This is a genomic window from Roseovarius sp. THAF9, assembly GCF_009363715.1.
Lineage (GTDB): Bacteria > Pseudomonadota > Alphaproteobacteria > Rhodobacterales > Rhodobacteraceae > Roseovarius.
In genome coordinates, this window is sequence record NZ_CP045404.1 from 413,260 (window position 1) to 436,608 (window position 23,349).

General features: G+C 66.0%; 21 protein-coding genes. 7 read left to right on the top strand and 14 right to left on the bottom strand.

From position 1 onward, the window contains the following. Positions 1 to 2: 2 nt before the first annotated feature. The 3 genes from FIU86_RS02075 to FIU86_RS02080 are packed head-to-tail and all read right to left on the bottom strand — an operon-like array spanning position 3 to position 3,005. Entirely contained in the window at positions 3 to 728 is a 726-nt protein-coding gene (locus tag FIU86_RS02075) for a CorA family divalent cation transporter (RefSeq protein ID WP_254703920.1), read from the bottom strand. A gap of 19 nt (positions 729 to 747) precedes the next feature. Continuing rightward, the gene (locus FIU86_RS22485) at positions 748 to 939 is read right to left on the bottom strand and encodes a hypothetical protein (RefSeq protein WP_172977404.1); all 192 of its coding nucleotides are present in this window, start codon (positions 937 to 939) and stop codon (positions 748 to 750) included. A 38-nt stretch (positions 940 to 977) separates the two neighbouring features. After that, complete coding sequence (locus tag FIU86_RS02080) at positions 978 to 3,005, bottom strand: NADPH-dependent 2,4-dienoyl-CoA reductase (protein ID WP_152473559.1); 2,028 nt, start codon at positions 3,003 to 3,005, stop codon at positions 978 to 980. Between the two features lie 207 nt (positions 3,006 to 3,212). Here FIU86_RS02080 and FIU86_RS02085 point away from each other — a divergent pair, with 207 nt between their 5' ends. After that, the gene (locus tag FIU86_RS02085) at positions 3,213 to 3,680 is read left to right on the top strand and encodes a DUF411 domain-containing protein (RefSeq protein WP_152473560.1); all 468 of its coding nucleotides are present in this window, start codon (positions 3,213 to 3,215) and stop codon (positions 3,678 to 3,680) included. A 10-nt stretch (positions 3,681 to 3,690) separates the two neighbouring features. Here FIU86_RS02085 and FIU86_RS02090 read toward each other — a convergent pair whose 3' ends face one another. The 3 genes from FIU86_RS02090 to trpS all read right to left on the bottom strand — a co-directional run bounded on the left by FIU86_RS02090 (position 3,691) and on the right by trpS (position 6,299). After that, on the bottom strand, positions 3,691 to 4,554 hold the full coding sequence (locus FIU86_RS02090; RefSeq protein ID WP_152473561.1) for a branched-chain amino acid aminotransferase: 864 nt from the start codon (positions 4,552 to 4,554) through the stop codon (positions 3,691 to 3,693). A 56-nt stretch (positions 4,555 to 4,610) separates the two neighbouring features. After that, on the bottom strand, positions 4,611 to 5,096 hold the full coding sequence (locus tag FIU86_RS02095; RefSeq protein WP_152473562.1) for a VOC family protein: 486 nt from the start codon (positions 5,094 to 5,096) through the stop codon (positions 4,611 to 4,613). A gap of 183 nt (positions 5,097 to 5,279) precedes the next feature. Next, positions 5,280 to 6,299 carry a tryptophan--tRNA ligase gene (gene trpS, locus FIU86_RS02100; protein WP_152473563.1) on the bottom strand — a complete coding sequence of 340 codons (1,020 nt, stop codon included), beginning with the start codon at positions 6,297 to 6,299 and terminating at the stop codon, positions 5,280 to 5,282. A gap of 74 nt (positions 6,300 to 6,373) precedes the next feature. Between trpS and FIU86_RS02105 the strand changes: the two genes are divergently transcribed. Continuing rightward, complete coding sequence (locus FIU86_RS02105; protein ID WP_152473564.1) at positions 6,374 to 7,072, top strand: rhomboid family intramembrane serine protease; 699 nt, start codon at positions 6,374 to 6,376, stop codon at positions 7,070 to 7,072. A gap of 51 nt (positions 7,073 to 7,123) precedes the next feature. On the opposite strand, the gene murJ is transcribed toward FIU86_RS02105, so the two are convergent. After that, positions 7,124 to 8,662: a murein biosynthesis integral membrane protein MurJ gene (murJ, locus tag FIU86_RS02110; RefSeq protein ID WP_152473565.1), complete on the bottom strand. Its 1,539-nt coding sequence runs from the start codon at positions 8,660 to 8,662 to the stop codon at positions 7,124 to 7,126. 297 nt (positions 8,663 to 8,959) lie between these two features. Here murJ and FIU86_RS02115 point away from each other — a divergent pair, with 297 nt between their 5' ends. Next, positions 8,960 to 11,038: an FAD-dependent oxidoreductase gene (locus FIU86_RS02115; RefSeq protein ID WP_152473566.1), complete on the top strand. Its 2,079-nt coding sequence runs from the start codon at positions 8,960 to 8,962 to the stop codon at positions 11,036 to 11,038. Positions 11,039 to 11,452: 414 nt separating this feature from the next. Here FIU86_RS02115 and FIU86_RS02120 read toward each other — a convergent pair whose 3' ends face one another. The 3 genes from FIU86_RS02120 to FIU86_RS02130 all read right to left on the bottom strand — a co-directional run bounded on the left by FIU86_RS02120 (position 11,453) and on the right by FIU86_RS02130 (position 16,415). Beyond that, on the bottom strand, positions 11,453 to 11,956 hold the full coding sequence (locus FIU86_RS02120) for a phage tail protein (protein WP_152473567.1): 504 nt from the start codon (positions 11,954 to 11,956) through the stop codon (positions 11,453 to 11,455). 486 nt (positions 11,957 to 12,442) lie between these two features. Continuing rightward, on the bottom strand, positions 12,443 to 15,208 hold the full coding sequence (locus FIU86_RS02125) for a [protein-PII] uridylyltransferase (RefSeq protein ID WP_152473568.1): 2,766 nt from the start codon (positions 15,206 to 15,208) through the stop codon (positions 12,443 to 12,445). A gap of 22 nt (positions 15,209 to 15,230) precedes the next feature. After that, complete coding sequence (locus FIU86_RS02130; protein ID WP_152473569.1) at positions 15,231 to 16,415, bottom strand: penicillin-binding protein activator; 1,185 nt, start codon at positions 16,413 to 16,415, stop codon at positions 15,231 to 15,233. 86 nt (positions 16,416 to 16,501) lie between these two features. Between FIU86_RS02130 and rsmI the strand changes: the two genes are divergently transcribed. From rsmI to FIU86_RS02150, 4 genes are read left to right on the top strand one after another with little or no spacing between them, the layout of a single operon-like run. Next, entirely contained in the window at positions 16,502 to 17,356 is an 855-nt protein-coding gene (gene rsmI, locus FIU86_RS02135; protein ID WP_152473570.1) for a 16S rRNA (cytidine(1402)-2'-O)-methyltransferase, read from the top strand. Positions 17,357 to 17,415: 59 nt separating this feature from the next. Further along, complete coding sequence (locus FIU86_RS02140) at positions 17,416 to 17,805, top strand: YraN family protein (RefSeq protein WP_152473571.1); 390 nt, start codon at positions 17,416 to 17,418, stop codon at positions 17,803 to 17,805. Positions 17,806 to 17,862: 57 nt separating this feature from the next. Beyond that, positions 17,863 to 18,798, top strand: a complete 936-nt coding sequence (gene gshB / locus FIU86_RS02145) for a glutathione synthase (protein WP_152473572.1) — start codon at positions 17,863 to 17,865, stop codon at positions 18,796 to 18,798. Continuing rightward, a complete protein-coding gene (locus FIU86_RS02150; RefSeq protein WP_152473573.1) occupies positions 18,795 to 19,691 on the top strand; it encodes an alpha/beta hydrolase in 897 nt (298 codons plus the stop codon). Before gshB ends, FIU86_RS02150 begins: the two co-directional genes overlap by 4 nt. Here FIU86_RS02150 and FIU86_RS02155 read toward each other — a convergent pair. The 4 genes from FIU86_RS02155 to FIU86_RS02170 form a co-directional block, all read right to left on the bottom strand. Next, a complete protein-coding gene (locus tag FIU86_RS02155; protein WP_152473574.1) occupies positions 19,669 to 21,183 on the bottom strand; it encodes a YifB family Mg chelatase-like AAA ATPase in 1,515 nt (504 codons plus the stop codon). The two genes, FIU86_RS02150 and FIU86_RS02155, sit on opposite strands and share 23 nt — an antisense overlap. A 137-nt stretch (positions 21,184 to 21,320) precedes the next feature. Then, on the bottom strand, positions 21,321 to 22,199 hold the full coding sequence (locus tag FIU86_RS02160; RefSeq protein ID WP_152473575.1) for a glutathione S-transferase: 879 nt from the start codon (positions 22,197 to 22,199) through the stop codon (positions 21,321 to 21,323). A gap of 58 nt (positions 22,200 to 22,257) precedes the next feature. After that, the gene (locus FIU86_RS02165; RefSeq protein ID WP_152473576.1) at positions 22,258 to 22,833 is read right to left on the bottom strand and encodes a histidine phosphatase family protein; all 576 of its coding nucleotides are present in this window, start codon (positions 22,831 to 22,833) and stop codon (positions 22,258 to 22,260) included. Continuing rightward, entirely contained in the window at positions 22,830 to 23,330 is a 501-nt protein-coding gene (locus FIU86_RS02170; RefSeq protein WP_152473577.1) for a bifunctional adenosylcobinamide kinase/adenosylcobinamide-phosphate guanylyltransferase, read from the bottom strand. The genes FIU86_RS02165 and FIU86_RS02170 overlap by 4 nt, the downstream gene beginning before the upstream one ends. Positions 23,331 to 23,349: the final 19 nt, after the last annotated feature.

Consider the following 23,349-nt stretch of genomic DNA (forward strand, 5'->3'; position numbering starts at 1 on the left):
GGTCAGATCCACTTCAGCTTTCGCAGGATCCAGACCGCGCCGACGGTCAGGACCACCAGCCCGAGACACAGGGCGGCAAAGGCCCAGGGGGTGTCCACACCGGGCATCCCCGCCACGTTCACGCCGAAGAGCCCGGTGATGAACCCGAGCGGCAGGAACACCGCCGCCACGATCGACAGGATATAGCCGTTGCGGTTCTGCCGCTGGTCGGCTTGCGTGGCGTGGTAGTCCTGCACGGCCTCCATCCGCCCGATCATCGATTCCAGTTCCTCGACCGCCAGCTTGGCGAGGTTGCCCAACTCGCGCAGCCGCGCGCGGGCATCGGACGTGACAAGCTCGCTGTCGGTGCCGACCAGCGCGATCAGCGCGTCGCGCTGAGGGGCAAGGTAGCGGCGCAGGCGGATCGCCATGCGCTGGTCCTCGGCCAGATCCTCGGGAGGATCCTCGTCGCCCTCCTCGACGCTGTCTTCCATGTCGTCGACGCGGCGGCTGAGGTCGAAGACCGTGTCCTGCACCCGCGTCATCAACCGCTGCGCGAGATCATGCACGAAAGCGATGGGGCCGGCGGGAGCATCGCCGCTGGCCGCGTCTTCCCTGATGGCGTCGATAGCGAAGACCCGGCGCTTGCGCACTGTCACGACCAGGCGCTCGGTCATCCACATGCGGACCGCGACCATCTGGTCCGCGGGGCCGTCGGCATTGAGGTTCACACCGCGCAGGTTCAGCATCAGCCCGTCGCCGTAGCGGTCACAGCGCGGCCGGGTTTCCGGGGGCCAGAAGCGCGGTGGCCGGGATGGATGGAACGCGCGCCTCCAGCCACGCCGGAAGCTCCGGATCGGCAAGGTCGAAATGCCACCAGGCATAGCCTTCGTCCGGGCCGAGTTCCGAGGCCGGGCAGGCGGTGCCATCGGGGGCGATATCGAAGGCGCAAACGGGCATGGCGCGAAACTAGGGCCGTGCTTTGGCGGCGGCAAGACCTAGAGCGTTGCCGCCAGCCGGGTGCCCTGGTCGATGGCGCGCTTGGCATCGAGTTCCGCCGCAACATCCGCGCCGCCGATCACGTGACAGGTGATGCCATTGGCCTCCAGCGCGTCTGCAAGGCTGCGCTCGCTGACCTGACCCGCGCAAAGGACGATGGTGTCGACTTCGAGCGTGCGCGGGTCTTCGCGGCCTTCGCCGTTTGAGAGGACAAGCCCGGCGGGTTCGATACGCTCATAGTTAACCCCGCCGACCATCTCGACATCCTTCATGCGCAGTGACGCCCGGTGAATCCAGCCGGTTGTCTTGCCCAGCCGCTTGCCAACGCGTTCGTATTTGCGCTGCAAGAGTGTGACAGCGCGGGCGGGCGCATCCGGCTGCGGGCCTTCGGGGGCAAGGCCGCCGGGGGTTTTGGCCGGGTCGCCGACGCCCCATTCCTCTTTCCATTCTTCCAAATTCTCGGTCGGGCTTTCGCCTTCGTGGACAAGAAACTCGGCCACGTCGAAGCCAATGCCACCCGCGCCTATTATGGCCACGCGCTTGCCCGCCGGTTTCTTGTGTTTCAGCACGTCGATGTAGCTGAGCGTGTTGTCGCCCTCCTGACCTTCGATTTCCGGGTCGCGGGGCAGGACGCCGGTGGCGATGACCACCTCGTCAAAGCCGGTCAGGTCGTCGGCCGGCACGTCATGACCCAGCTTCACGGTGACGCCGGTTTCCTTCAGCATGGTGGCGTACCAGTCGACGAGGCCGAAGAATTCTTCCTTGCCCGGGATCTGCTTGGCCATGTTGAGTTGCCCGCCGATCTGGTCATCGCGGTCGAAGAGCGTCACGTCATGGCCGCGCTGGGCTGCCGTGATGGCCGTTGAGAGCCCCGCAGGCCCGGCGCCGACGATGGCGACGGTCTTGGGCGCGTCGGTGGGCGTGATCGGCAACTCGGTTTCATAACAGGCGCGCGGGTTCACGAGGCAGGATGAGATCTTGCCCGAGAAGGTGTGATCGAGGCAGGCCTGGTTGCAGGCGATGCAGGGCGCAATGGTGTCGGCGCGGCCTTCGACGGCCTTCTTGACGAACTCCGCATCGGCCAGGAAGGGGCGGGCCATAGACACCATGTCGGCGCAGCCTTGGGCCAGCACGTCCTCGGCCACCTGCGGCGTGTTGATCCGGTTCGAGGTGATGACCGGGATGCCCACGTGGCCCATCAGCTTTTTCGTGACCCAGGTAAAGGCCGCGCGAGGAACGGAGGTGACAATGGTGGGAACACGCGCTTCGTGCCAGCCGATGCCGGTGTTGATAATGCTGGCCCCGGCCTTTTCGACCTCTTTCGCCAATTGCACCACCTCGTCGAAGGTCGAGCCTTCGGGGACGAGGTCGATCATCGACAGGCGGTAGATCAGGATGAAATCGGGGCCGACGGCCTCGCGCACGCGGCGCACGATTTCCAGTGGCAGGCGCATCCGGTTCTCGTAGGACCCGCCCCAGCGGTCCTCGCGCTTATTGGTGTGGCGGACGAGGAACTGGTTGATGAAATACCCCTCGGAGCCCATGATCTCGACCCCGTCATAACCCGCCTCGCGGGCGCGGGCGGCGGCGGTGACGATGTCGGCGATCTGTTTCTCGATGCCGTCTTCGTCCAGTTCCTTGGGCGGGAAGGGCGAGATGGGCGACTTGATGGGCGAGGGAGCGACGCATTCGGGGCCATACGCGTAGCGGCCCGCGTGCAGGATCTGCATGGCGATCAGCCCGCCCGCGTCATGCACCCGGTCGGTCACCACCTTGTGGTTGGCGATGTCCTGATCGTTGAAGAGACCCGCCGCGCCGGGAAAGACACCGCCCTCGCGATTGGGCGCCATGCCACCGGTGACCATCAGCGAGACCCCGCCGTGCGCGCGGGCGGCATAGAATTCGGCCACGCGGTTCCAGTCCTTGGTCTCTTCCAGCCCGGTATGCATCGAGCCCATCAGCACGCGGTTCTTCAGCGTGACGTGGCCCAGGTCGAGCGGGGCGAGCAGGTGGGGATATTGGGTCATGTGCGGCCTCCCGGGGGACGTTCGGATCAAAACGTAGGTTGACGCGCACCATGGTCACGTCAGCCGTGAATGTCACGTCCGACGCTGCGTTAAGAGGCGGCGGCACGGGTCACCCGGTTGTGACGCCGGTTGCGGGGGCGGGTGGTTGACGACTGGTAGTGATCCTGTCCAGACTCCCCTCTAACCTAGCTTGCAAGGAGAACGCCTATGCTGACCCGACGCAACCTTATCGCCAGTGCCGCCGGTCTGGTGGCCACGGCCCCGCTCGCCGGTCTGGCGCAATCCGGCCCCGCCATCCACGTGATGAAAGACCCCAACTGTGGGTGCTGCGGCGCGTGGATGGTGATATTGCAGGAGGACGGCTTTGCCGTGACCAGCGAGGATGCGTTCGGCACGATCCTGTCGCGCTACAAGATCGACAACGGCATTCCGCAGCAGATGATCTCGTGCCACACGGCCAAGGTCGACGGGTACATGATCGAAGGTCACGTGCCGCCCGCCGATATCCGCCGTTTGCTTCAGGAACAGCCCGACGCGGTGGGCCTTGCCGTGCCGGGGATGCCCTATGGCTCGCCGGGGATGGGGCCGGAGGACCGGCGCGAGGCCTATGACGTGCACCTGATACTGCGGGACGGCAGCACCGAGGTGTTCTCCAGCTACGACGCAGCAGCCTGAGGGGCGGGGCTCAGGCGCTGGCCGCCCAGTCCCAGTACATTTCGCGCACCCGGCGGGTGACCGGGCCGATCTGGTAGTTCGTGTCGTCGAACGCGGTGACCGAGGTTACCTTCATCATGTTGCCCGACAGGAAGACCTCGTCGGCGTCGTGGAAATCGTCAAAGGACATGACGCATTCATGCACGGTCACGCCGTCGGCGCGCAGGTTCTCGATATGCCGCGCGCGGGTGATCCCGGCGAGGAAGGTGCCATTGGGCACGGGCGTGAAGACCTCGCCATCCTTGACGGCAAAGGCGTTGGCGGTGGCGGCCTCGGCCACGTTGCCAAGCGCGTCGGCCACCAGCGCGTTGGTGAAGCCCTTGGATTTCGCCTCGGCCAGCATCCGGGCGTTGTTGGGGTAAAGGCAGGCGGCCTTGGCGTTGACCACCGCGTCCTCCAGCACCGGGCGGCGAAAGCGCGTCCGGGTGATCGTGGCGGAATGCTCGGGCGCGGCCATCGGGATTTCCTCGAGGCTGATGGCAAAGCCGGTGGCGCCACCGTCCTTGGGCACGATGGCCGACATGCCGCCCTCGATCGCCCAGTACATGGGCCGGATGTAGACCGCCGCGTCAGGGGCGTAGGCGGTCAGCCCGTCTCGCACGATTTCGACCATCTCTTGCGCCGACACGGTCGGCGTGACCATCAGCGCCTCTGCCGAGGCGTTCACCCGGGCGCAGTGCCGGTCCAGATCCGGCGTCAGGCCGTGCGCGAACCGAGCCCCGTCGAAGACGTTGGAACCCAGCCACATGCCGTGATCGGCGGCGCGCATCACCGGGATATCCCCGTCATGCCAAGCGCCGTCGAAATAGGTCCGGATGTTGCTGCCTGTGGCCATGGTCGCCTCCCTTTCGCGCGGACCCTAAGCCTGCCAGCGCAAAGGGTCCAGAGGCGTCAGCCGGCTTCGGCCAGCAGCGCCTCGATATCCAGCCGGCTGTTGGCCATCTTGAGGTTGCCTTCGGCGTCGCGCGGCCAGTCTTCGGGCGTGCGGTCACGGTAAAGCTCGACGCCGTTGCCGTCGGGGTCGGACAGGTAGACCGCCTCGCTGACGCCATGATCGGCGGCGCCTTCCAGCGCGATGCCCGCCTCCAGTACGCGTTTCAATGCCTGGGCCAATGCGGTGCGATCGGGGTAGAGAAATGCCGTGTGGTACAGGCCCGTATGCCCCGGAGGCGGAGGTGTGCCGCCCTTGCTCTCCCAGGTGTTCAGGCCGATGTGATGGTGGTAGCCGCCTGCGGACAGAAATGCGGCCTCGGTACCGTAGCGCTGCTGAAGCTCTAAGCCCAGAACGCCGGAATAGAAGGCGATGGCACGTTCGAGGTCCGACACGCGCAGATGCACGTGGCCGATGCGGGTTTCGGGATGTGTTGTGACTGTCATGGTCTGACCCTTTCTTGCTTGCGCCAGAGATGGGCCAGATGAACGCATTGCGCAATTCCGCGCGGGGACGCAAAGATCGTGCGAGAATGCAGAGGCTTTTTCTTGCCGCAAATACTCCGGGGTGTTTGAGGGGCAGCGCCCCTCATTCCTGCCAATCGAGCGTGGCGCAGCCACTCGATCGGGTCAGGCGCCGACCATCCCGACGATATCCTTGGTGCGCTTGAGGATCGGCGCGGCGATCTCGCGGGCCTTTCCGGCGCCGTCAGACAGGATGCGGTCGATCTCGGCGGTGTCCTGCATCAGGCGGGCCATCTCTTGGGAAATGGGCGCCAGCTTTTCCACTGCGAGCTCGGCCAGCGCGGGCTTGAAGGTGCCGAATTGCTGCCCGCCCACGTCGCGCATCACGGCATCGACGCTTTGGTCGTTGAGGGCGGCGTAGATGTTCACCAGGTTGCGGGCCTCTGCGCGGTCCTCCAGCCCTTTGGCCTCGGACGGCAGGGGTTCGGGGTCGGTCTTGGCCTTGCGGATCTTCTTGGAGATCGTGTCGGCATCGTCGGTCAGGTTGATCCGGCTCATGTCCGAGGGATCGGATTTCGACATCTTCTTGGACCCGTCCCGCAGGCTCATGACGCGGGTGGCGGCCCCTTCGATTACCGGCTCGGTTATGGGAAAGAAATCGACCTCGAAATCGTTGTTGAACTTGATCGCAATGTCGCGTGTCAGCTCCAGGTGCTGCTTCTGGTCCTCGCCCACCGGCACATGGGTGGCGTGGTAGGTCAGGATGTCGGCGGCCATCAGTGCGGGGTACGCAAACAGACCCAGCGACGCATTTTCCTGGTTCTTGCCGGCCTTGTCCTTCCACTGGGTCATCCGCTTCATCCAGCCCATGCGGGCGACGCAGTTGAAGATCCAGGCAAGCTCGGCATGGGCCGAAACCTGACTTTGGTTGAACAGGATCGACCGCGCCGGATCGACGCCCGACGCGATGAATCCCGCGGTCAGCTCGCGGGTGGCGCGGCGCAGGGCCTCGGGGTCCTGCCAGACGGTGATGGCGTGCATGTCGACCATGCAGAAGATCGACTCGACCCCGCTGTCCTGGCTGTCGGCAAAGCGTTTCAGCGCACCGAGGTAATTGCCCAGATGCAGGTTGCCGGACGGCTGAATGCCCGAGAAGACGCGGGGGGTGAAGCTGGCCTCGGCCATGGCGGACTCCGTCTGGAAATTTGTGTCCGCCTCGCTTACTGCTGCGGCCAACAGCCGTCAAGGAGGCCACACCGATGTCCGACCCCCGAGCCACAGGTCCCGGCGACAGCCCGGTCAACCCGATCCCGCCGCTGGTGCTGGCCATCGTCGCCGCCATGGCCGCCGCCGAGGCGGTGTTCCAATTGGGCGCGCGCGGTATGGCGGGCGGGCCCGAGGCGATCGGCTGGCGCATATCGACCATCCAGCAGTTCGGGTTTTCCAACCGGGCGATGACCTGGATGCTGGAGACCGGTCAGTTAAGAATTGATTATCTTATCCGCTTCGTCACCTATCCCTTCGTTCATGCCAGCCTGTTGCAGGCGGTTTTCGCCATCGTGATGACGCTGGCCATCGGCAAATTCGTGGCCGAGCGCATGGCCGGATGGGCGGTGGCGATTTTATTTTTCGCTTCATCCATCTTCGGCGCGCTGGTCTTTGGCCTGATCTATCCTGACGGGCCGGGGTTAATAGGGGGTTTCCCCGGCGTCTATGGCCTGATCGGCGGCTTTACCTGCCTTGTCTGGCTGCAACTGGGCGCGATGGGCGAAAACCAGATGCGGGCTTTCGTGATGATCGGCGTTCTGTTGGGGCTGCAGCTGGTCTTCGGGCTGCTTTACGGCAACAATTTCACATGGGTGGCCGATATTGGCGGCTTTGTGGGCGGGTTCTTTTTGTCCTTTCTTCTGCTGCCCGGCGGGATGAGGCGGCTGCGGCAGAAGCTGCAGCGGCGTTAGAGCGCACGTCCGGGGAGCGCAAAACCGGTGCCCAGTTTTGCGCGACGTTCTCTAGCGGCGCACCGCGTCGCGGAATTCCGAGATGCGGAACGCGCCCAGAAGCTGGCCGAGGCCGAAATAGGCAAGGCTGCCAAGCCCGATCAGGATCAGCAGTGCCAGCCAGCGCCAGCCGCCCAGCCCGAAGAACGGCGTCATCAGCACTTGCAGCCCCCACAGGACGACGCCCAGCAGGACCGAGGCCAGCAGGATGCGCCAGATGCGGCGGCGGAAGCGGTCGTCGAAGCGCGCCACCTCGCCATAGCCCCGTGCACCGCGCAGCAGAAGCCAGACCATGACCCAGCCCGCCGCCGTGGCGGCGATGGCCGCGGCCCACCAGCCCACGACCTGTGCCAGCCCCACGGCCAGAACGGCATTCACCACCATGGCCACGAGGGCGTAGTGAAACGGTTTCTTCGTGTCCGACCGCGCGAAGAACAGCGGTTGCAGCACCTTTTGCAGCACGAAGGCGGGCAGGCCGAGGCCATAGATCATCACCGCGAGCGCGGTGGCGGCGGTGTCGTCGGCGTCGAACTTGCCACGCTCGAACAGGACCGACACCAGCGGCAGGGGGATCACCATCAGCGCCACGGCACAGGGCACGGTCAGCGCCAATGAGATCTCGGCGGCGCGGGAATATGCGTGGCGGGCGCCCTCGTGATCCTCGGCCTTCAACCGGCGCGACAGGTCGGGCAGCAGGACGATGCCGACGGCGATGCCGACGACACCCAGGGGCAGCTGGTAGAGGCGGTCGGCGGCGTAGAGCCAGCTGACGGCGCTTTCGGTGCTGGAGGCGACGAGCTGACCCACCACGAGGTTGACCTGTACCACGCCGCCGGCAAGGGCCGCAGGCACGGCGACGCGCACCAGCTTGGACATCTCGGGCGTCCAGCGAGGGCGGGTGGGCCGTATTGCCATGCCTGCACGGTCGGCAGCGATCCAGACGAGCGCCAGTTGCGCCACGCCGGCGAAAGGGATCGTCCAGATCAGCGCGTCGGCCACGGGGCCGCCCATGTAATGTGTGATCGCCATGGCGCCGACCAGCAGAACGTTCAGGATGACGGGCGCAGCGGCGGCGGCGGCGAAGCGCCCGGCGGCGTTGAGAACGCCGGAAAACAAGGCCGCAAGCGAGATGAAGAAGATGTAGGGAAAGGTGATGCGCGCGTAATCGACGGTGATGTCGAAGCGCGGATCGCCGTAGTATCCTTCGGCGGTGGCGTAGACCAGAACGGGCATGAAGATCATCGCCAGCGCGGTCAGGATCAGCAAAACGAAACTGAGGCCGGAAAGCGCCAGCCGGGCAAAGCCGATGGGGTCCTCGTCCGCCTCCAGCCGCTTGGAAAACATCGGGACAAACGCCGCGTTGAACGCGCCCTCGGCAAAGAAGCGGCGGAACATGTTGGGCAGGCGGAAGGCGGCGACATAGGCGTCCATCAGCACGCCGGGGCCGATGAGGTTGGCGATGATGACGTCGCGCACGAAGCCCAGGATCCGGCTGGCCAGGGTCCAGACGCCCACGGTCAGGACGCCGGAGAGGAGGCGGATGGGTTTCATGTGCGGTGCCTGCGTCTGCCTTGTTTTCAAGAGCATTAGCCGATTGCCGGGGGCGGGGGAAGTGCGGGAATGCGTGCCTGTTGGCCGAATCGCAGATTAACGCCCTGTTTCCGCTGATTTCGCATGTCGGTATCGCGTCGGTATTCGGGTGGTTTTGCGACGGTGGAATTTTCGCGTGTCGTGGCGCGGGCATTCGTGACGTGACCGCGCGGTGCGTTTGCCGCGTATTGAGGTCTGGCGTCCCGCAACGAGGGTGATAGCGTCGGGCAACCCCACCCCGACCGGAAGGTGCCGCCGATGACGACCTCGCCCTATGACATCCTGTTCGAACCGGTGCAGATCGGGCCCAAGACCACGCGCAACCGGTTCTACCAGGTGCCGCATTGCACCGGCATGGGCTTTCGCTATCCCCAGGCCGAGGCGGCGCACCGAGGCGTGAAGGCCGAGGGGGGCTGGGGCGTGGTCTCGACGCAAGAGACCGAGATCCATCCCAGTTCCGACCTGACGCCGGCCAACGAGGGGCGGTTGTGGGATGACGGGGATATCCCGGCGCTGCAACTGATGGCGGAGGCCGTGCAGGCGCATGGTAGCCTCGCGGCGATCCAGCTGGCGCATAACGGGTTTCACGCCACCGGGCGGTATGCGCGGCAGCCGATCCTTGCGCCGTCCCCGACGCCCAGCGACTGGGGCGATCCGTGGCAGGCGCGGGGCATGGACAAGGCCGATATCAAGGCGTTCCGGCGCTGGCATGTGGACGCGGCAAAGCGGGCGAAACGGGCGGGGTTCGACATCATCTATGTCTATGCAGGGCATGACATGACGCTGCTGCAGCATTTCCTGCTGGCGCGGCACAATCACCGGAGCGACGAATATGGCGGCAGTTTCGAGAACCGGCTGCGGCTGTTCCGCGAGGTGCTGGCCGATACGAAGGAGGCCGTGGGCGACAGTTGTGCCATCGCGGTGCGACTGGCGGTGGACGAGTTGATGGGCGCGGACGGGCTGCGGCACGAGGTCGAGGGGCGCGACATCATCGCGGCGCTGGCCGAGGAGCCGGACCTGTGGGACGTCAACATCTCGGACTGGTCGAATGACAGCCAGACGTCGCGCTTTGCCAAGGAAGGGTACCAGGAGCCTTACACGGCCTTTGTGAAATCCGTGACGACGAAGCCGGTGGTGGGTGTGGGCCGGTACACTTCGCCCGACACGATGGTGCGGCTGGTGAAATCGGGACATCTGGATTTGATTGGCGCGGCGCGGCCGTCGATTGCCGACCCGTTCCTGCCGAACAAGATCCGGGACGGGCGGCTGGAGGAGATCCGCGAGTGTATCGGGTGCAATATCTGCGTGTCGGGCGATCAGCTGTTGATGCCGATGCGCTGCACGCAGAACCCGACGGTGGGCGAGGAATGGCGGCGCGGCTGGCACCCGGAGGTGATGACCGGCGACAAGGTTGCGTCGGAGCGGTTCCTGATCGTGGGCGGCGGACCTGCGGGCATGGAGGCGGCGCGCGGGCTGGTTCAGGCGGGCCACGAGGCGGTGTTGGCCGAGGCCAGTGACGCCTGGGGCGGGCGTGTGGCCATCGAAAGCGCCTTGCCGGGGCTGGCGGAATGGGGTCGAGTGCGGGACTGGCGGCTGTGGCAGTTGCAGCAGAAGGATGCGGCCGATCTCTACCTGCAAAGCCGGCTGAGCGCGTCGGATATTTTGGACTACGGGATCGGGCGGGTGGTGCTGGCCACCGGGGCCAGCTGGCGGCTGGATGGCGTGGGGCGCACGCACCGCCTGTCGGTCGCGGCGTTCGGGGCCTTGCCGGTGCTGTCGCCCGAAAGTGCTATGCAGGGCGGGCTGGAGCAGGACGGGGCCACGGGGCCGATCGTGATCTATGACGATGACGGGTATTACCTTGGCAACGTGCTGGCCGAGCTTGCCGTGCAGACGGGCCGCGAGGTGGTCTTCGTGACGCCCGAAGCGGTTGTGGCGCCGTGGACGACGAACACGCTGGAGCAGGAGCGCATCCAGGCGCGGTTGATCGAGCTGGGGGTGACGATCATTGCGCTGCACAAGGTGGCGGAGGGCGACGGCAGCACGCTGGAACTGGCCTGCGTCTACTCGGATGCGCGGCGGCAGATCCCCTGCGCCACGCTGGTGCCGGTGACGTCGCGGGTGCCGAACGATGCGCTTTGGACCAATCTTAAGGAGCACGAGGCCGACTGGGATGCGGCGGGGATCAAGGCGGTGACGCGGATCGGGGACTGCTATTGCCCGGGCACCATCGCGGCGGCGGTGCATGCGGGGCATGACTTTGCCCGGACAGTCACCGGCGCGCAGATCGACCCGCCACGGCGGGGCGAGCGGGTGGATTTGCCGCCGGAGGGGTGACGTGGCGCGGACCGGAATTTTCGAAAATTCCGGGTGTGAAAATACGTATTTCCACAGCCATTTCCTGTGCAGGAAATGGGGCCCGCGAGACCCTGCAATGGACTTGGAGTGCAGTGACCGCTTCGAGCTCTTGTGAGACATCGGTGCTGAGCACCCAGCCGATTAACAGCCGCGAAGCGGCCCGGCCATCGTCAGCCCCTCCCTCGGGCTGGCGACTTGGCTGAGGCTGGGCGCAACGATCATTCCGAGGATGTATCTGGCAGGCATTAAGCGCTTCAGAATTGCCGTCGGAACGCCACCCCAGGGGCTGAAGAAGGCCTCCGTCGTGAACGGAAGCAAAGTCCGCATTGGCGACCTTCAGGCAGCTCGCGACGAAGGACCGGATCGAGCCGTCGCCGCGCATTCGGCGCGGCCTCAGGTCTCAGTCGGTTCAGTGACGTCCCTGTCACGCTCCCACCCTTCATGTTGCAGGGTTATGCGTTCGATCGCGGCCATGGCCTCGCCTTGGCTGTCCAACTCGGGGAGTGCCTCGTAGTCCGATACCCAAGCGCGGAAAACGTTGTAGCGAATGACGAGCTGTCCGGAGAGATTGTAGAGCTCGACCTGGATATCCTTGCGCATGTCCTTGAGCGAGACTGCCGCATCACCTTGCAGGGTGAAGACCTGATTGGCCCAATCCTCGAACGCGGTGTCGTGCGTGATGCCGCGCTCCAGCGTGATGGGTTCATAAGCGGTTTTGCCGGGGGAGCGGAGGGGGCGGCTGAGGGCGCCGCCTTCGCGGAGACTGAGAACCTCGGTCGAGCGTTTGAGCGCACTGACCTTGCTGACACCTGCAACGAAACGGCCATCCCATTTTACACGGAACTTGAAGTTTTTGTAGGGGTCGAGGCGATGAGTGTTGACGGGAAACTGGGCCATGAAATGTCTCCTGAGAATAGGGGTAGGATATGAGTAAAAACGCCGAATTGCCAGAAACGAAGTCGAGGGCTGAACACGTCGGCCGGCGCTCGCCATTCAAGTGCTTTCGGGAAGGTGGCAACCCGAAGCAGACGTTGGTGCCGTCGCAGAGAAACTACGCTTCGTTGCGCATGGCGGACGGTCGAAAGACAGCGCCCCGCGCGGGATCGAGGCGCGGCTTGCCGCGCCGCCGCGCATCGCCGGGCCGCACCCACGGCACGGCGATTTGGTGAGGCCGGGTGCTTGGCTCGAAAGTCTTTCGGATTTGGCAGGGATAAAGTGCTGTAGAACAACTGCAGGATCGCCGCGTCGCGGCCCTTCGATGCGCGGCCCCTATCACCCCACCGTCCGCTTCGTCCGCACAACCGCCATTCGTCGCACCTTATTCAAGACAAGGGCCTGCAGTTTCACGCCCGCTTTCAGCGCAGCAGACGCCCGCGCCTCGCCTCAGCTGATCGCCTGTTCGACGCCGTCCGAGATCGCCTCGCGCAGCTTGCGTTCCAGCGCCCGCTGCTTGGCGGGGGAATAGAATTTCAGGCCGAACATGTCCTTGACGTAGAACGTGTCGACCACCTGTTCGCCATAGGTCGCGATGACGGCGGAATTGATGTAGACGTTGCCGTTGCTGAGCGTGCGCGTCAGGTCATAGAGCAGGCCGGGGCGGTCGCGGGTGTCGACCTCGATGATCGTGTAGATTTCCGAGCCTTCGTTGTCGAAGGTGATATGGGTGGGCACGCGGAAGGCGCGTTCGCGTTTCTTGATCTTGTCGCGCGATTGCATCGCGTCGCCGGTGATGACCTCGCCCCCGAGGGTCTTGTGGATCATCTGGGTCAGGCGCGGCAGGCGGTCGGCCTCGTAGGGGCTGCCGTCGGAATCCTGGATCCAGAACGCCGCCGTGGCATAGCCGTCCTTGGTGGTATAGGTGCGGGCGTCGACCACGTTGGCGCCCACCAGCGCCAGCGCGCCGCACATGCGGCTGAAGATGCCGGGGTGGTCGGCCAGCGCAAAGCACACGCGGGTGGCGTCGCGGTCCTCGTCCGGGGTGAGCTGGATGCGCACCTCGTTCTCGGAAATGCCGCGCAGCAGGAGGGCGAAATCCTCGTGCGCGGTGACGTGCAGGCCCTGCCAGTAGGGCGGGTAGTGGCGCTCCAGCTCGGTCTTGAGGGCCTTCGCGTCCCAGTCGGTGAGCGCCTCGCGCAGGTTGCGCTTGGCGTCGGTGCCGCGCTGTTCGCGGTTGAGCGCTTCGAGCCCGCCTTCCATGGCGCGGCGCGTCTGGCGGTAGAGCGCGCGGATGAGCGAGGCCTTCCAGTTGTTCCACGTGTTCGGCCCTACGCCGCGAATGTCGCAGACGGTCAGCACGCAGAGAAGGTCGAGCCGTTCGCGGGTCTGCACCGCCTTGGCGAAATCGCGCACGGTGCGCGGGTCGGCGATGTCGCGTTTCTGGGCCATGTCGGACATCAGCAGGTGATAGCGCACCAGCCATTCGACCGTGTCGACCTCCTTGGGTTTCAGCCCCAGCCGGGGGGCCACCTTGCGGGCGATCCGGGCGCCGAGAATGGAATGATCCTCGTCCCGGCCCTTGCCGATGTCGTGCAGCAGCATGGCGACGTAGAGCACCTTGCGGTTCACGCCGGCGTCGAGGATCGAGGACGCGATGGGCAGGTCCTCGGTCAGTTCCTTCCGCTCGATCTTGGAAAGCTGGCTGACGCACTGGATGGTGTGCTCGTCCACCGTGTAGCTGTGATACATGTTGAACTGCATCATGGCCCTGATCGGCTCGAATTCGGGGATGAAGGCCGACAGCACGCCAAGCTCGTTCATACGGCGCAGCGCCCGTTCGGGATTGCCGTGCTTCAGCAGCAGGCCGAGGAAGAGCTTGCGGGCCTCGGGGCTTTCCCGGAAGCCGTCGGTGATGAGGTCGAGATTGGCGGTGACAAGCCGCATCGCGTCCGGGTGGATCAGCAGGCCGGTGCGCAGGCCTTCCTCGAACACGCGCAAAAGGTTGAGCGGGTCCGACAGGAAGTCCGCCTCATCCACGATGGCCAGGCGACCGTGGACCTCCTTGTAGCCGGTCTTGAGCTTGCGCTTGCGGGTGAAAAGGCGTTGCAGGAGCGGTTCGGATTTCACATGGGCCGCTTCCAGCTTGGTCAGGAAGATGCGGGTCAAATCGCCGACGGCGGTGGCGTGGCGGAAATACTCCTGCATGAACACCTCGACCGCGCGGCGCCCGGCGCGGTCCTTGTAGCCCATGCGCTCGGCCACCTCGACCTGAAGGTCGAAGGTCAGTTGTTCGGTCGCGCGGTTGGTGACGAGGTGCAGGTGACAGCGGGTGGCCCAGAGGAAGTTCTCGGCCTTGAGGAAGGTTTCGAACTCGTCCTCCATGAAAAGACCGTGATCCACGAGGTCGGACGCCTTGTCGACGTGGTAGAGGTACTTGGAAATCCAGAACAGCGATTGCAGGTCGCGCAGGCCGCCCTTGCCCTCTTTGACGTTGGGCTCGACCATGTAACGTTCGCCCTGCTTTTCGTGGCGGGCGTCGCGCTCTTCCAGCTTGGCCTCGACGAATTCGCGTTCGGTCCCCTTGAAGAGATCGTTGCGCAGGCGGTGGTCTAGATCGCCCGCCAGCCTATCGTCGCCGTAAAGCAGACGCTTTTCCAGCAGCGTGGTGCGGATGGTGAAATCGTCGGTGCCGAGGCGGATGCATTCGCGGATCGTGCGGCTGGCATGACCGACCTTCAGCTTGAGGTCCCACAGCATGTAGAGCGTGCTTTCGATCACGCTCTCGGCCCAAGCGGTCATCTTGTAGGGCGTCAGAAAGAGCAGGTCGACGTCCGAGAAGGGGGCCATTTCGCCCCGGCCATAGCCACCCACGGCAAAGACCGTCAGGCGCTCGGATTCGGTGGGGTTTGGCAGGGGGTGCAGGTGGCGGCTGGCCACTTGCAGGGCGGTCATCACGGCGCAGTCGGTCAGCCAGGTGTAGGCGCGCGTCGCCTCGCGCGCGGCGAAGGGCGTCTGCAGAAGCGCCTCGGCGATGGCCGCATAGCCCTCTGTCATCGCCTCGCGTGTCGCGGTCACCGTCTCGCGGCGCAGGGCTGCGGTGTCCGACGGGTCGGCCTCGCGCACGGCGTCGATGCGGGCCTGCACGGCGTCCTGGTTGAAAATGACCTCGGCCGGACAGATCAGCGCGTCCGGCGGCGTCAGCGTGTCTTTCATGGCGTGGGCCGGCGGCGCGGGATCAGAGACCCGCGCGACCGAAGCTGGCGGGCGCGGGCGACAGCACCACGACCTGCTGGTTACGGATGGTGGCCACGGCAAGGCCGCGTTGGGTCGTGCCATTGGGCAGGAAGCGGAAGATGCCGTTGACACCCTTGAAGCCCGACGACTGCGTCAGGCGGGAGCGCGACAGGGCATCGGCCCGGCCGGAGCTGGTCAGCGCCCCGATGGCGGCGATGGCATCATAGCTGAGACCGGCAAGATCATGCGGTGCGTTGCCATTGGCCGCCTGGAAGCGCGATTTGAACTGGTTGGCGCGCTGCGGGTCGGGAATGGCGAACCAGCCGCCCTGAACGCCCGGCAGCGTACGGGTCTGGGCCGGTTCGTCCCAGCGGGCAAGGCCGATATACTGCATCTCGGCCGGGGACAGCCCCGCCTCGGGCAGCATCTGAGAAAAGAGCGGCAGCGCGCCGGCGGAATTGGCGGTCAGGAAGATCGCGTCGGCGCTGTTGGTCTGGGCGTTTTCCTTGATCGCCGGGACGGCGCCCACGACACCGCCTTGCGAGAATTCATAGTTCACCACGCCGGCCGATGTGGCGCCGTTGGCGCGAATGGCCTGGGCGATCGCGTCGCGTCCCAGTTCCCCGGCAAGGTTGCGCGAATGCACCGTCATGATGCGGCGCTTGCCCTGGCTGACGGCATAGCCGGTCAGGCGATTGGCGGTATCCTGGAAGGTCTGGCCGAGGATCAGCAGGTTGCCGCCCGCGATGGTCGGATTGTTGGAGAAGGCCAGCACGTTGATGTTCTTGGGCGCCATCGCGACGGCGACGGCGTTGGCGGATTCGGCGTGCAGCGGGCCCACAATGATCTTGGCGCCGTCGGCAGCGGCATTGAGCGCCGCCTGCTGGGCCTTGCCCGCGTTTCCGGCGGTGCCATAGACGCGCAGGTCGATATTGACGCCGGAAAGGTCCGCCACGGCCATGCGGGCGGCGTTTTCGAGGTCGCGCGCGAGGCGCTGTTCGTTCGGGTTGGCCGCGCCGTGCGGCACCAGCAGGGCGACCGGCACGGCGGCGCCCGGGTCGATCCGCTGGCCGCTGTCGCCACCGCCGATCGGGATCCCGGCGTCACAGGCCGCGAGCAGCAGGATTGTGGCCAAAAGGGCAAGTCTGTGGAACGGCTTGCGGACGGCATCGAAAACGGCAAACATCGGGGTACGAACTCCTTCTTTCGCGCGGTCCGGACGGACGGCGCAGTTGGCCACGATAATAGACGTCCAGAGAGGCGGGTCCAGTGATGAATCCCGACAAGCAGAGCCTTGCGCCCGGACTGTACCTGGTGGCGACCCCGATCGGGGCGGCGCGGGACATCACGCTGCGCACGCTCGACATCCTTGCAGAGGCCGACGTGCTGGCCGCCGAGGACACGCGCAGCCTGCGGCGACTGATGGAAATCCACGGGTTGAAACTGAACGACAGGCCGCTCGTGTCCTATCACGACCACAATGGCGACCGCGCCCGCCCGCGCCTGATGGCGGCGCTGGAGAGCGGCAAATCAGTGGTTTACGCGTCCGAGGCGGGCACGCCGATGGTGGCCGATCCAGGGTATGATCTGGCCCGCGCGGCGGTGGCGGAGGGGCATGCGCTGATCTCGGCGCCGGGGCCGTCGGCGGTCGTGACGGCGCTGACGGTGGCGGGATTGCCGACCGACAGGTTCTTTTTCGCGGGCTTCCTGCCCTCGGGCGGATCCAAGCGGAAATCCGCACTTCGGGAGGTGGCGGGCGTGCCCGGAACGCTGGTGTTCTACGAATCGCCCAAGCGGGTGGCGGCGATGCTGCGCGACGCGGCCGAGGTGCTGGGCGAGGAACGGCAGGCGGCGGTGTGCCGGGAGCTGACGAAGAAATTCGAGGAGGTGCTGCGGGGCACGCTGGCCGAGCTGGCCGCGCGGTTGGAAGCGCAGGCCGTCAAAGGCGAGATCGTTGTGGTGATCGAACGCGGAGCGGCAGAAACGGGCTCGGCGGAAGACCTCGACACCGCACTGAACGCGGCGCTGGAGACGCAGAGCGTGCGAGATGCGGCCGATGCGGTGGCGGCGCGGCTGGGGCTGAAACGGCGGGTCGTGTATCAGCGGGCGCTGGAGTTGAGCGGTTAGGGAAAAATTAGCTGTTTTGGTGTGAGATGCCGGGGTGAGATGAAGGAAGGAAGGCCGGAATGACATGCGACACCATCCTGCGCAGGCGCAAGGAACGCGGGCAACGGGCCTATCACAAGGGCGCGGCTGCCGAGAAATCGGTCGCGCTGGACTATGACCGTCGCGGCGCCGATCTACTGGAAACGCGGTGGCGCGGACAGGGGGGCGAGATCGACCTGATTTTTCTCGAAAACGGCGTTTACGTGTTCTGCGAGGTGAAGGCGTCGGATACGGTCGAAGGCGCGATGTCGCTGCTGCGCCCGGCCCAGATGCAGCGCATTCATGTGGCGGCCTCCGAATATCTTGGGCAGACGCCTGATGGTCAACTTAGCGAGGTGCGCTTTGACCTCGCGGTCATGGATGGGCAAGGTATCGTGACGGTGATGGAAAACGCGCTCGGGCATTTCTGAATTGATCCCTGTCGGTGCTTGGCCCATGTAGAGGGCAGCACAAGACGGGGATGGCCCATGAAAATCGCCTTTCAGATGGATCCGATCAATGAGATCGACATTGACGGGGACAGCAGCTTTCGCCTGGCCGAAGAAGCGCAGGCGCGGGGCCACGAGCTGTTTTATTATACGCCCGACAATCTGGCCTATGACCGGGGGCGGATCACCGCGCGGGGCTGGCCGCTGACGGTGCAGCGGGTGGAGGGTGATCATTTCAGCCTGGCAGAGGAGCGGGTTGCGGACCTGTCGGAGTTCGACGTGGTCTGGCTGCGTCAGGATCCGCCGTTCGACATGTTCTACATCACCACCACCCATCTGCTGGAGCGGGTGAAGGACACGACGCTGGTGGTGAATGATCCGTTCTGGGTGCGTAACTTTCCCGAAAAGCTGTTGATCCTCGATTTCCCTGAGCTGATGCCGCCGACCGCGATTGCACGTGATCTGGGAACGATCCGCGCCTTCAAGGCCGAGCATGGCGACGTCATCCTGAAGCCGCTTTACGGCAATGGCGGCGCGGGGGTGTTTCACCTGCCCGAGAGCGACCGAAACCTGTCGAGCCTGCACGAGATGTTCACCGGGTTCAGTCGCGAGCCGCTCATAGTCCAGAAATACCTGCCCGAGATCAAGGACGGCGACAAGCGCGTGATCCTGGTGGATGGCGAGCCCGTGGGCGCGATCAACCGCTTGCCCGGCAAGGGTGAGGTGCGGTCGAACATGCATGTGGGCGGGCGGCCCGAGAAGGTCAGCTTGAGTGATCGCGACCGGGAGATCTGCGACATCATCGGGCCGCGCCTGCGCGAGGCGGGGCAGATTTTCGTCGGCATCGATGTGATCGGGGAGTACCTGACCGAGATCAACGTGACCTCGCCCACCGGGATCCAGGAGCTGGAGCGGTTCGACGGGATCAACGTGGCGGGCAAGATCTGGGATGCGATCGAGGCGAAACGGTCATGAGCGTGATGCGCAGGGTCCTGAACGCGTGGCTGCGCTGGACCGAGAAGCCGCATATGCGCCGGGCCAGCAAGGTCAATCTGCGCAATTCCTTCGAGAACAAGTCGCGCTTCTATTTTCATCCGCCGCGGGGGACGTCCTTTGTCGATGCGGACTTGGGAGATATCCGAGCGCACTGGACCTGGGCGCTGGGCGTGGGGCGCGAGGACGGGCCGCTGATCCTTTATTTCCACGGCGGGGGCTTCGTGTTCGGCAGCCCGCGCACGCATCGCGCCATGCTGGCGCGGCTGTCGAAGGAGGCAGGCGCGCCGGCGGCACTGGTAAAATACCGGCTGGCCCCGGAGACGCCGTTTCCCGGTGCGTTCGAGGATTGCCTGGCGGCCTACAGCGCGGTGATGGACCGGCCTGGCGGCGTGGTGCTGGGCGGGGACAGCGCGGGCGGAGCGCTGGCGCTGGCGGTGCTGGCCGAGGTGACGCGGGCGGGTCTGACGCCGCCGAAAGGGTGCTTTGCGCTTTCGCCTGTGGTGGACCTGACCTTTGCGGGCGAAAGCATGGAGCGGAATGCCAAGGCGGAGGTGGTTTTGCCCGCCGAACGGGCGGAGGAGATGATCGACTGGTATCTGGACGGGGCGGACCCGCGGGACCCGAAAGCGTCGCCCTTGTTCGCGTCCTTCAAGGGCGCGGCGCCGGTTTGGATCTGCGCGGGCGATACGGAAATCCTGTTGGATGACACCAAGCGCATGGCGGCGCATCTGCGGGGCGAGGGCGTCGAGGTGACCGAGGTCATCGAGCACGACTTGCCGCATGTCTGGCCGATTTTCCATAACCTTCTGCCCGAGGGGCGCAAGACGCTGGCCGACCTGGGGCAGTGGATCAGGTCTCTTTCATCGACATAAGGCGATAGCTGACGGCCTCGGCCACGTGGGGGCGGCGGACATCGTCCGAGCCATCGAGATCGGCGATGGTGCGGGCGACGCGCAGGACGCGGTGATAGCCGCGTGCGGAAAGCCCCATGCGTTCGGCCACGGTGTTCAGAAGGTCGCGGCCTTCGCCGTCGGGCGTCGCGATCTCTTCCAGGGCCTCGCCTTCGGCATCGGCATTGAGGCGCATGTCGGCGTGATCGGCAAAGCGGGCCTGTTGCACCGCCCGCGCCGTCGCGACCCGCTCGGCCACCTCGAGGGAGCTGTCGCCCGAGGGGGGCAGGTCGAGATCGGTGAAGCTGACCGGGGGAACCTCGATGCGCAGGTCGAAGCGGTCCATCAGGGGGCCGGAGATGCGGGACATGTAATCTTCGCCGCACTGAGGCACACGGGCGCAGGCGCGGGCCGGGTCGGGCAGGTAGCCGCATTTGCAGGGGTTGGCGGCGGCGACGAGCAGGAAGCGGCAAGGGTAGCGGACATGGGCGTTGGCGCGGGCGACGACGACCTCGCCGGTCTCGATCGGTTGTCGCAGGGTTTCGAGTACGGCGCGGGGGTATTCGGGAAACTCGTCCATGAAGAGGACGCCGTTGTGGGCGAGGCTGATTTCGCCGGGGCCGGCGCGGCGCCCGCCGCCGACGATGGCGGCCATGGAGGCGGTGTGATGCGGCTCGCGGAAGGGGCGCGTGCGGTTGATGCCGCCCTCGGTGAGAAGGCCGGCGAGGGAATGGATCATGGAGGTTTCCAGCGCCTCGGGCGCGGTGAGGGGCGGCAGAATGCCGGGAAGGCGGGCCGCGAGCATGGATTTGCCCGAGCCGGGCGTGCCGACCATCATCAGGTGGTGCCGTCCCGCGGCGGCGATTTCGAGCGCGCGCTTGGCGCGTTCCTGGCCCTTGACGTCGCGCAAGTCACGGCCCGAGGCGTCTGCCGTGACCTCGCCCGGTTCGGCAGGCGGCAGGGGGGATTGGCCGGTATAGTGGCGTACCACGTCGGCGAGCGTGGCGGCGCCGATGACTTGCGTGGCGCCGACCCAGGCGGCCTCGGCGCCCGAGCCTTTGGGGCAGAGAAGCGTGCGCTCTTCCTCGGCGGCGGCCATGGCGGCGGGAAGCGCGCCGATGACGGGGATGAGGGAGCCGTCTAGCGAGAGCTCGCCCAGGGAACACGTGCCTTCGACGGCGTCGGGCGGGATGATTTCCAGTGCGGCGAGCAGGGCGAGGGCGATGGGCAGGTCGAAATGGCTGCCTTCCTTGGGCATGTCGGCGGGCGAGAGGTTGATGGTGATGCGCTTGGAGGGCAGCGCGATGGCCATCGACGACAGCGCGGTGCGGACGCGGTCGCGCGCCTCGGACACGGCCTTGTCCGGCAGGCCCACGAGCGAGAAGGCCGGAACGCCGGGGGTGACGGCGCATTGCACCTCGACCTGGCGGGCCTCTACGCCCTCGAAGGCGACGGTGTAGGCGCGGGCGACCATGGGGGACTCCGTTCCCTTGAGAATGGTTAACAGATAGCGCGCAAGTGGTTTAAGAATGGTTAACCGCTTCGGAGGTGGCGCGGCTGGCGGATGCGGGAGCCTCCGGCGGGGATATTTTGGCCAGAGGAAGCGGCGGGTCAGGTCGCGGCGTCGCGCATTGCAGTGAAGGCGGGCCAGGCGTCGGGGTCGGCGACGGTCTTGTCGCGGCAGGTGGCGTTGCAGAAGCCGAAGATCCGCCCGCCGGTTTCCATCAGGTGCGTGGGGGGCTTGCCGGAATAGGGGCAGGCGGTGTTTTCGGGTCTGCCATCGGTGACGGTGCGGGCCGGGACGGGGCGGGGGCCGGGCCATGGGGTGTGGTCGAGCGGCTGGTCATAGGGGACAGGGTCGTAGGATTTCGTGAGACCGAGCGCGCGCCATTGGCGGAAGGACGTGTCGGCGAGGGTGGTGTCGACATATGCTTGCGCGGTCTTGCCCACGGGCAGGGCGTAGCCCGCGATGCGGGCGGCGACGGGGGCGTAGAAGGCGTCGGCGAGACTGTAGCGTCCGAAGAGCCAGGGGCCGTCCGCGCCGTGACGGGTGCGGGCGATGGCCCACAGGGTTTCGATACGGGCGAGGTCGGCCTTGACGGCGTCGGACGGTGTGAAGCCCTGCCACTGGTGCCGAAGCTGCATCGAGCAGTCGGCGCGCAGGGCGGAGAAGTCGGAATGCATTTCGGCGGTGATCGAGCGGGCGAGGGCGCGGGCGGCGGGATCCCCGGGCCAAAGACCGGCGTCGGGGTGACGTTCGGCCAGGGTTTCGGCCATGGCGAGGCTGTCGAAGATGACGATGCCACTCGCGTCACGCATCACCGGGACGAGGCGGGCGGGGGCAAGATCCTTGAGGTCTTCGGCCATGGTGCTGTCGTAGAGCCCGACCATGTGGGTTCGGTGCGGCAGGCTGAATTTTTCCAGCATGAGCCAGCCGCGCAAGGACCAGCTTGAGAACGTGCGGTCGCCGATGAAGAGATCGTATGTCATGGCGCGACGTTAGGCCGGGCGCGAGGCGGCGCAAAGCGATCATTTGTGCGCATGTGCATCACGGGGTGTGATCGATGCCTTCGACGTGCCAGCCGGAGGGGGCGTGGTGCAACTCGGTCACCGAAAGGGGGGCGATACTGTGGGAGAACGCCTCGGTCGCGGTGAGGTCGAGGGCGCGCTGAAGCTGGGTGAGGATGACGCCAAGATGGGCCACGATCACCAGATCGGCGCCGGGATGAGTGGCGATGAGCGCGTCGGTGGCGGCGTCCACGCGGGCGGCAAGCTCGGGCCAGGTTTCGCCGGAGGGTGGGCGCACCTCGCCGGGGTGGTCCCAGAAGGCCCGGTAGCGGGCCTGGTCCTCGATGTCGTCGGGGGACTGCAGGTCCCAGTCGCCGAAGTGAAGTTCGCGCAGCGCCGGATCGTGGGGCAGGCGCGTGCGGGTTTCGGCCAGCGTGTCGGCGGTGGCGGCGGCGCGGCTGAGGTCGGAGGACACGAGCATGGCCTGTCGCGGCAAGTGGGCGTCCAGGCGGGCGATGCGCGCGGTGTCCGAGAGGTCGGCGGGCAGATCGGCCCAGCCGACGAGGCCTTTCGCGTGGGTGGGGCCATGGCGGACCCAGAAAAGCCGGGTTTTCACGGCAGGTCGCCTTTCAGAACCTGGGGCAGGCCGGCGATCACGTTGACCACGAGGCCGGCCGTTGCTGCGAGTTTAATGTTCAGCCGGCCCCTGGCGGCGCGCAGCGTGACGTCCTCGCTGATTTCGGGCGCCCGGGTGATCATCACCACGGGTGCAGCGCAGAGGGCGAGGCCGGCCATAAGCTCCGCTTCGGCCTCGGCCAGGTCGTGGCCGGCCTCGGCCCGGTTGGCCAGCCAGAGCGGCAGCGCATCGACGAGCACGGCGCTGTCGCCGCTGATTCCGGCGAGGGTGCGGCCGATATCGAGCGGGTCGTGACGGGTTTGCCAAGCGGCTTGCGCGGCCTGACGCCGGTCGAGAGTGGCCTGAATTCCGGTATCGTCAGGGGGGGTGGTCACCAAAGCGACGGGCGTGCGGCCAGTGCCGAGAACCAGGTCTTCGGCGAAGATCGTCTTGCCCGATCCGATGCCTCCTAAAACGATACTGAGCCCTGGCAACATTTTTTTTGCATCCTTTTCG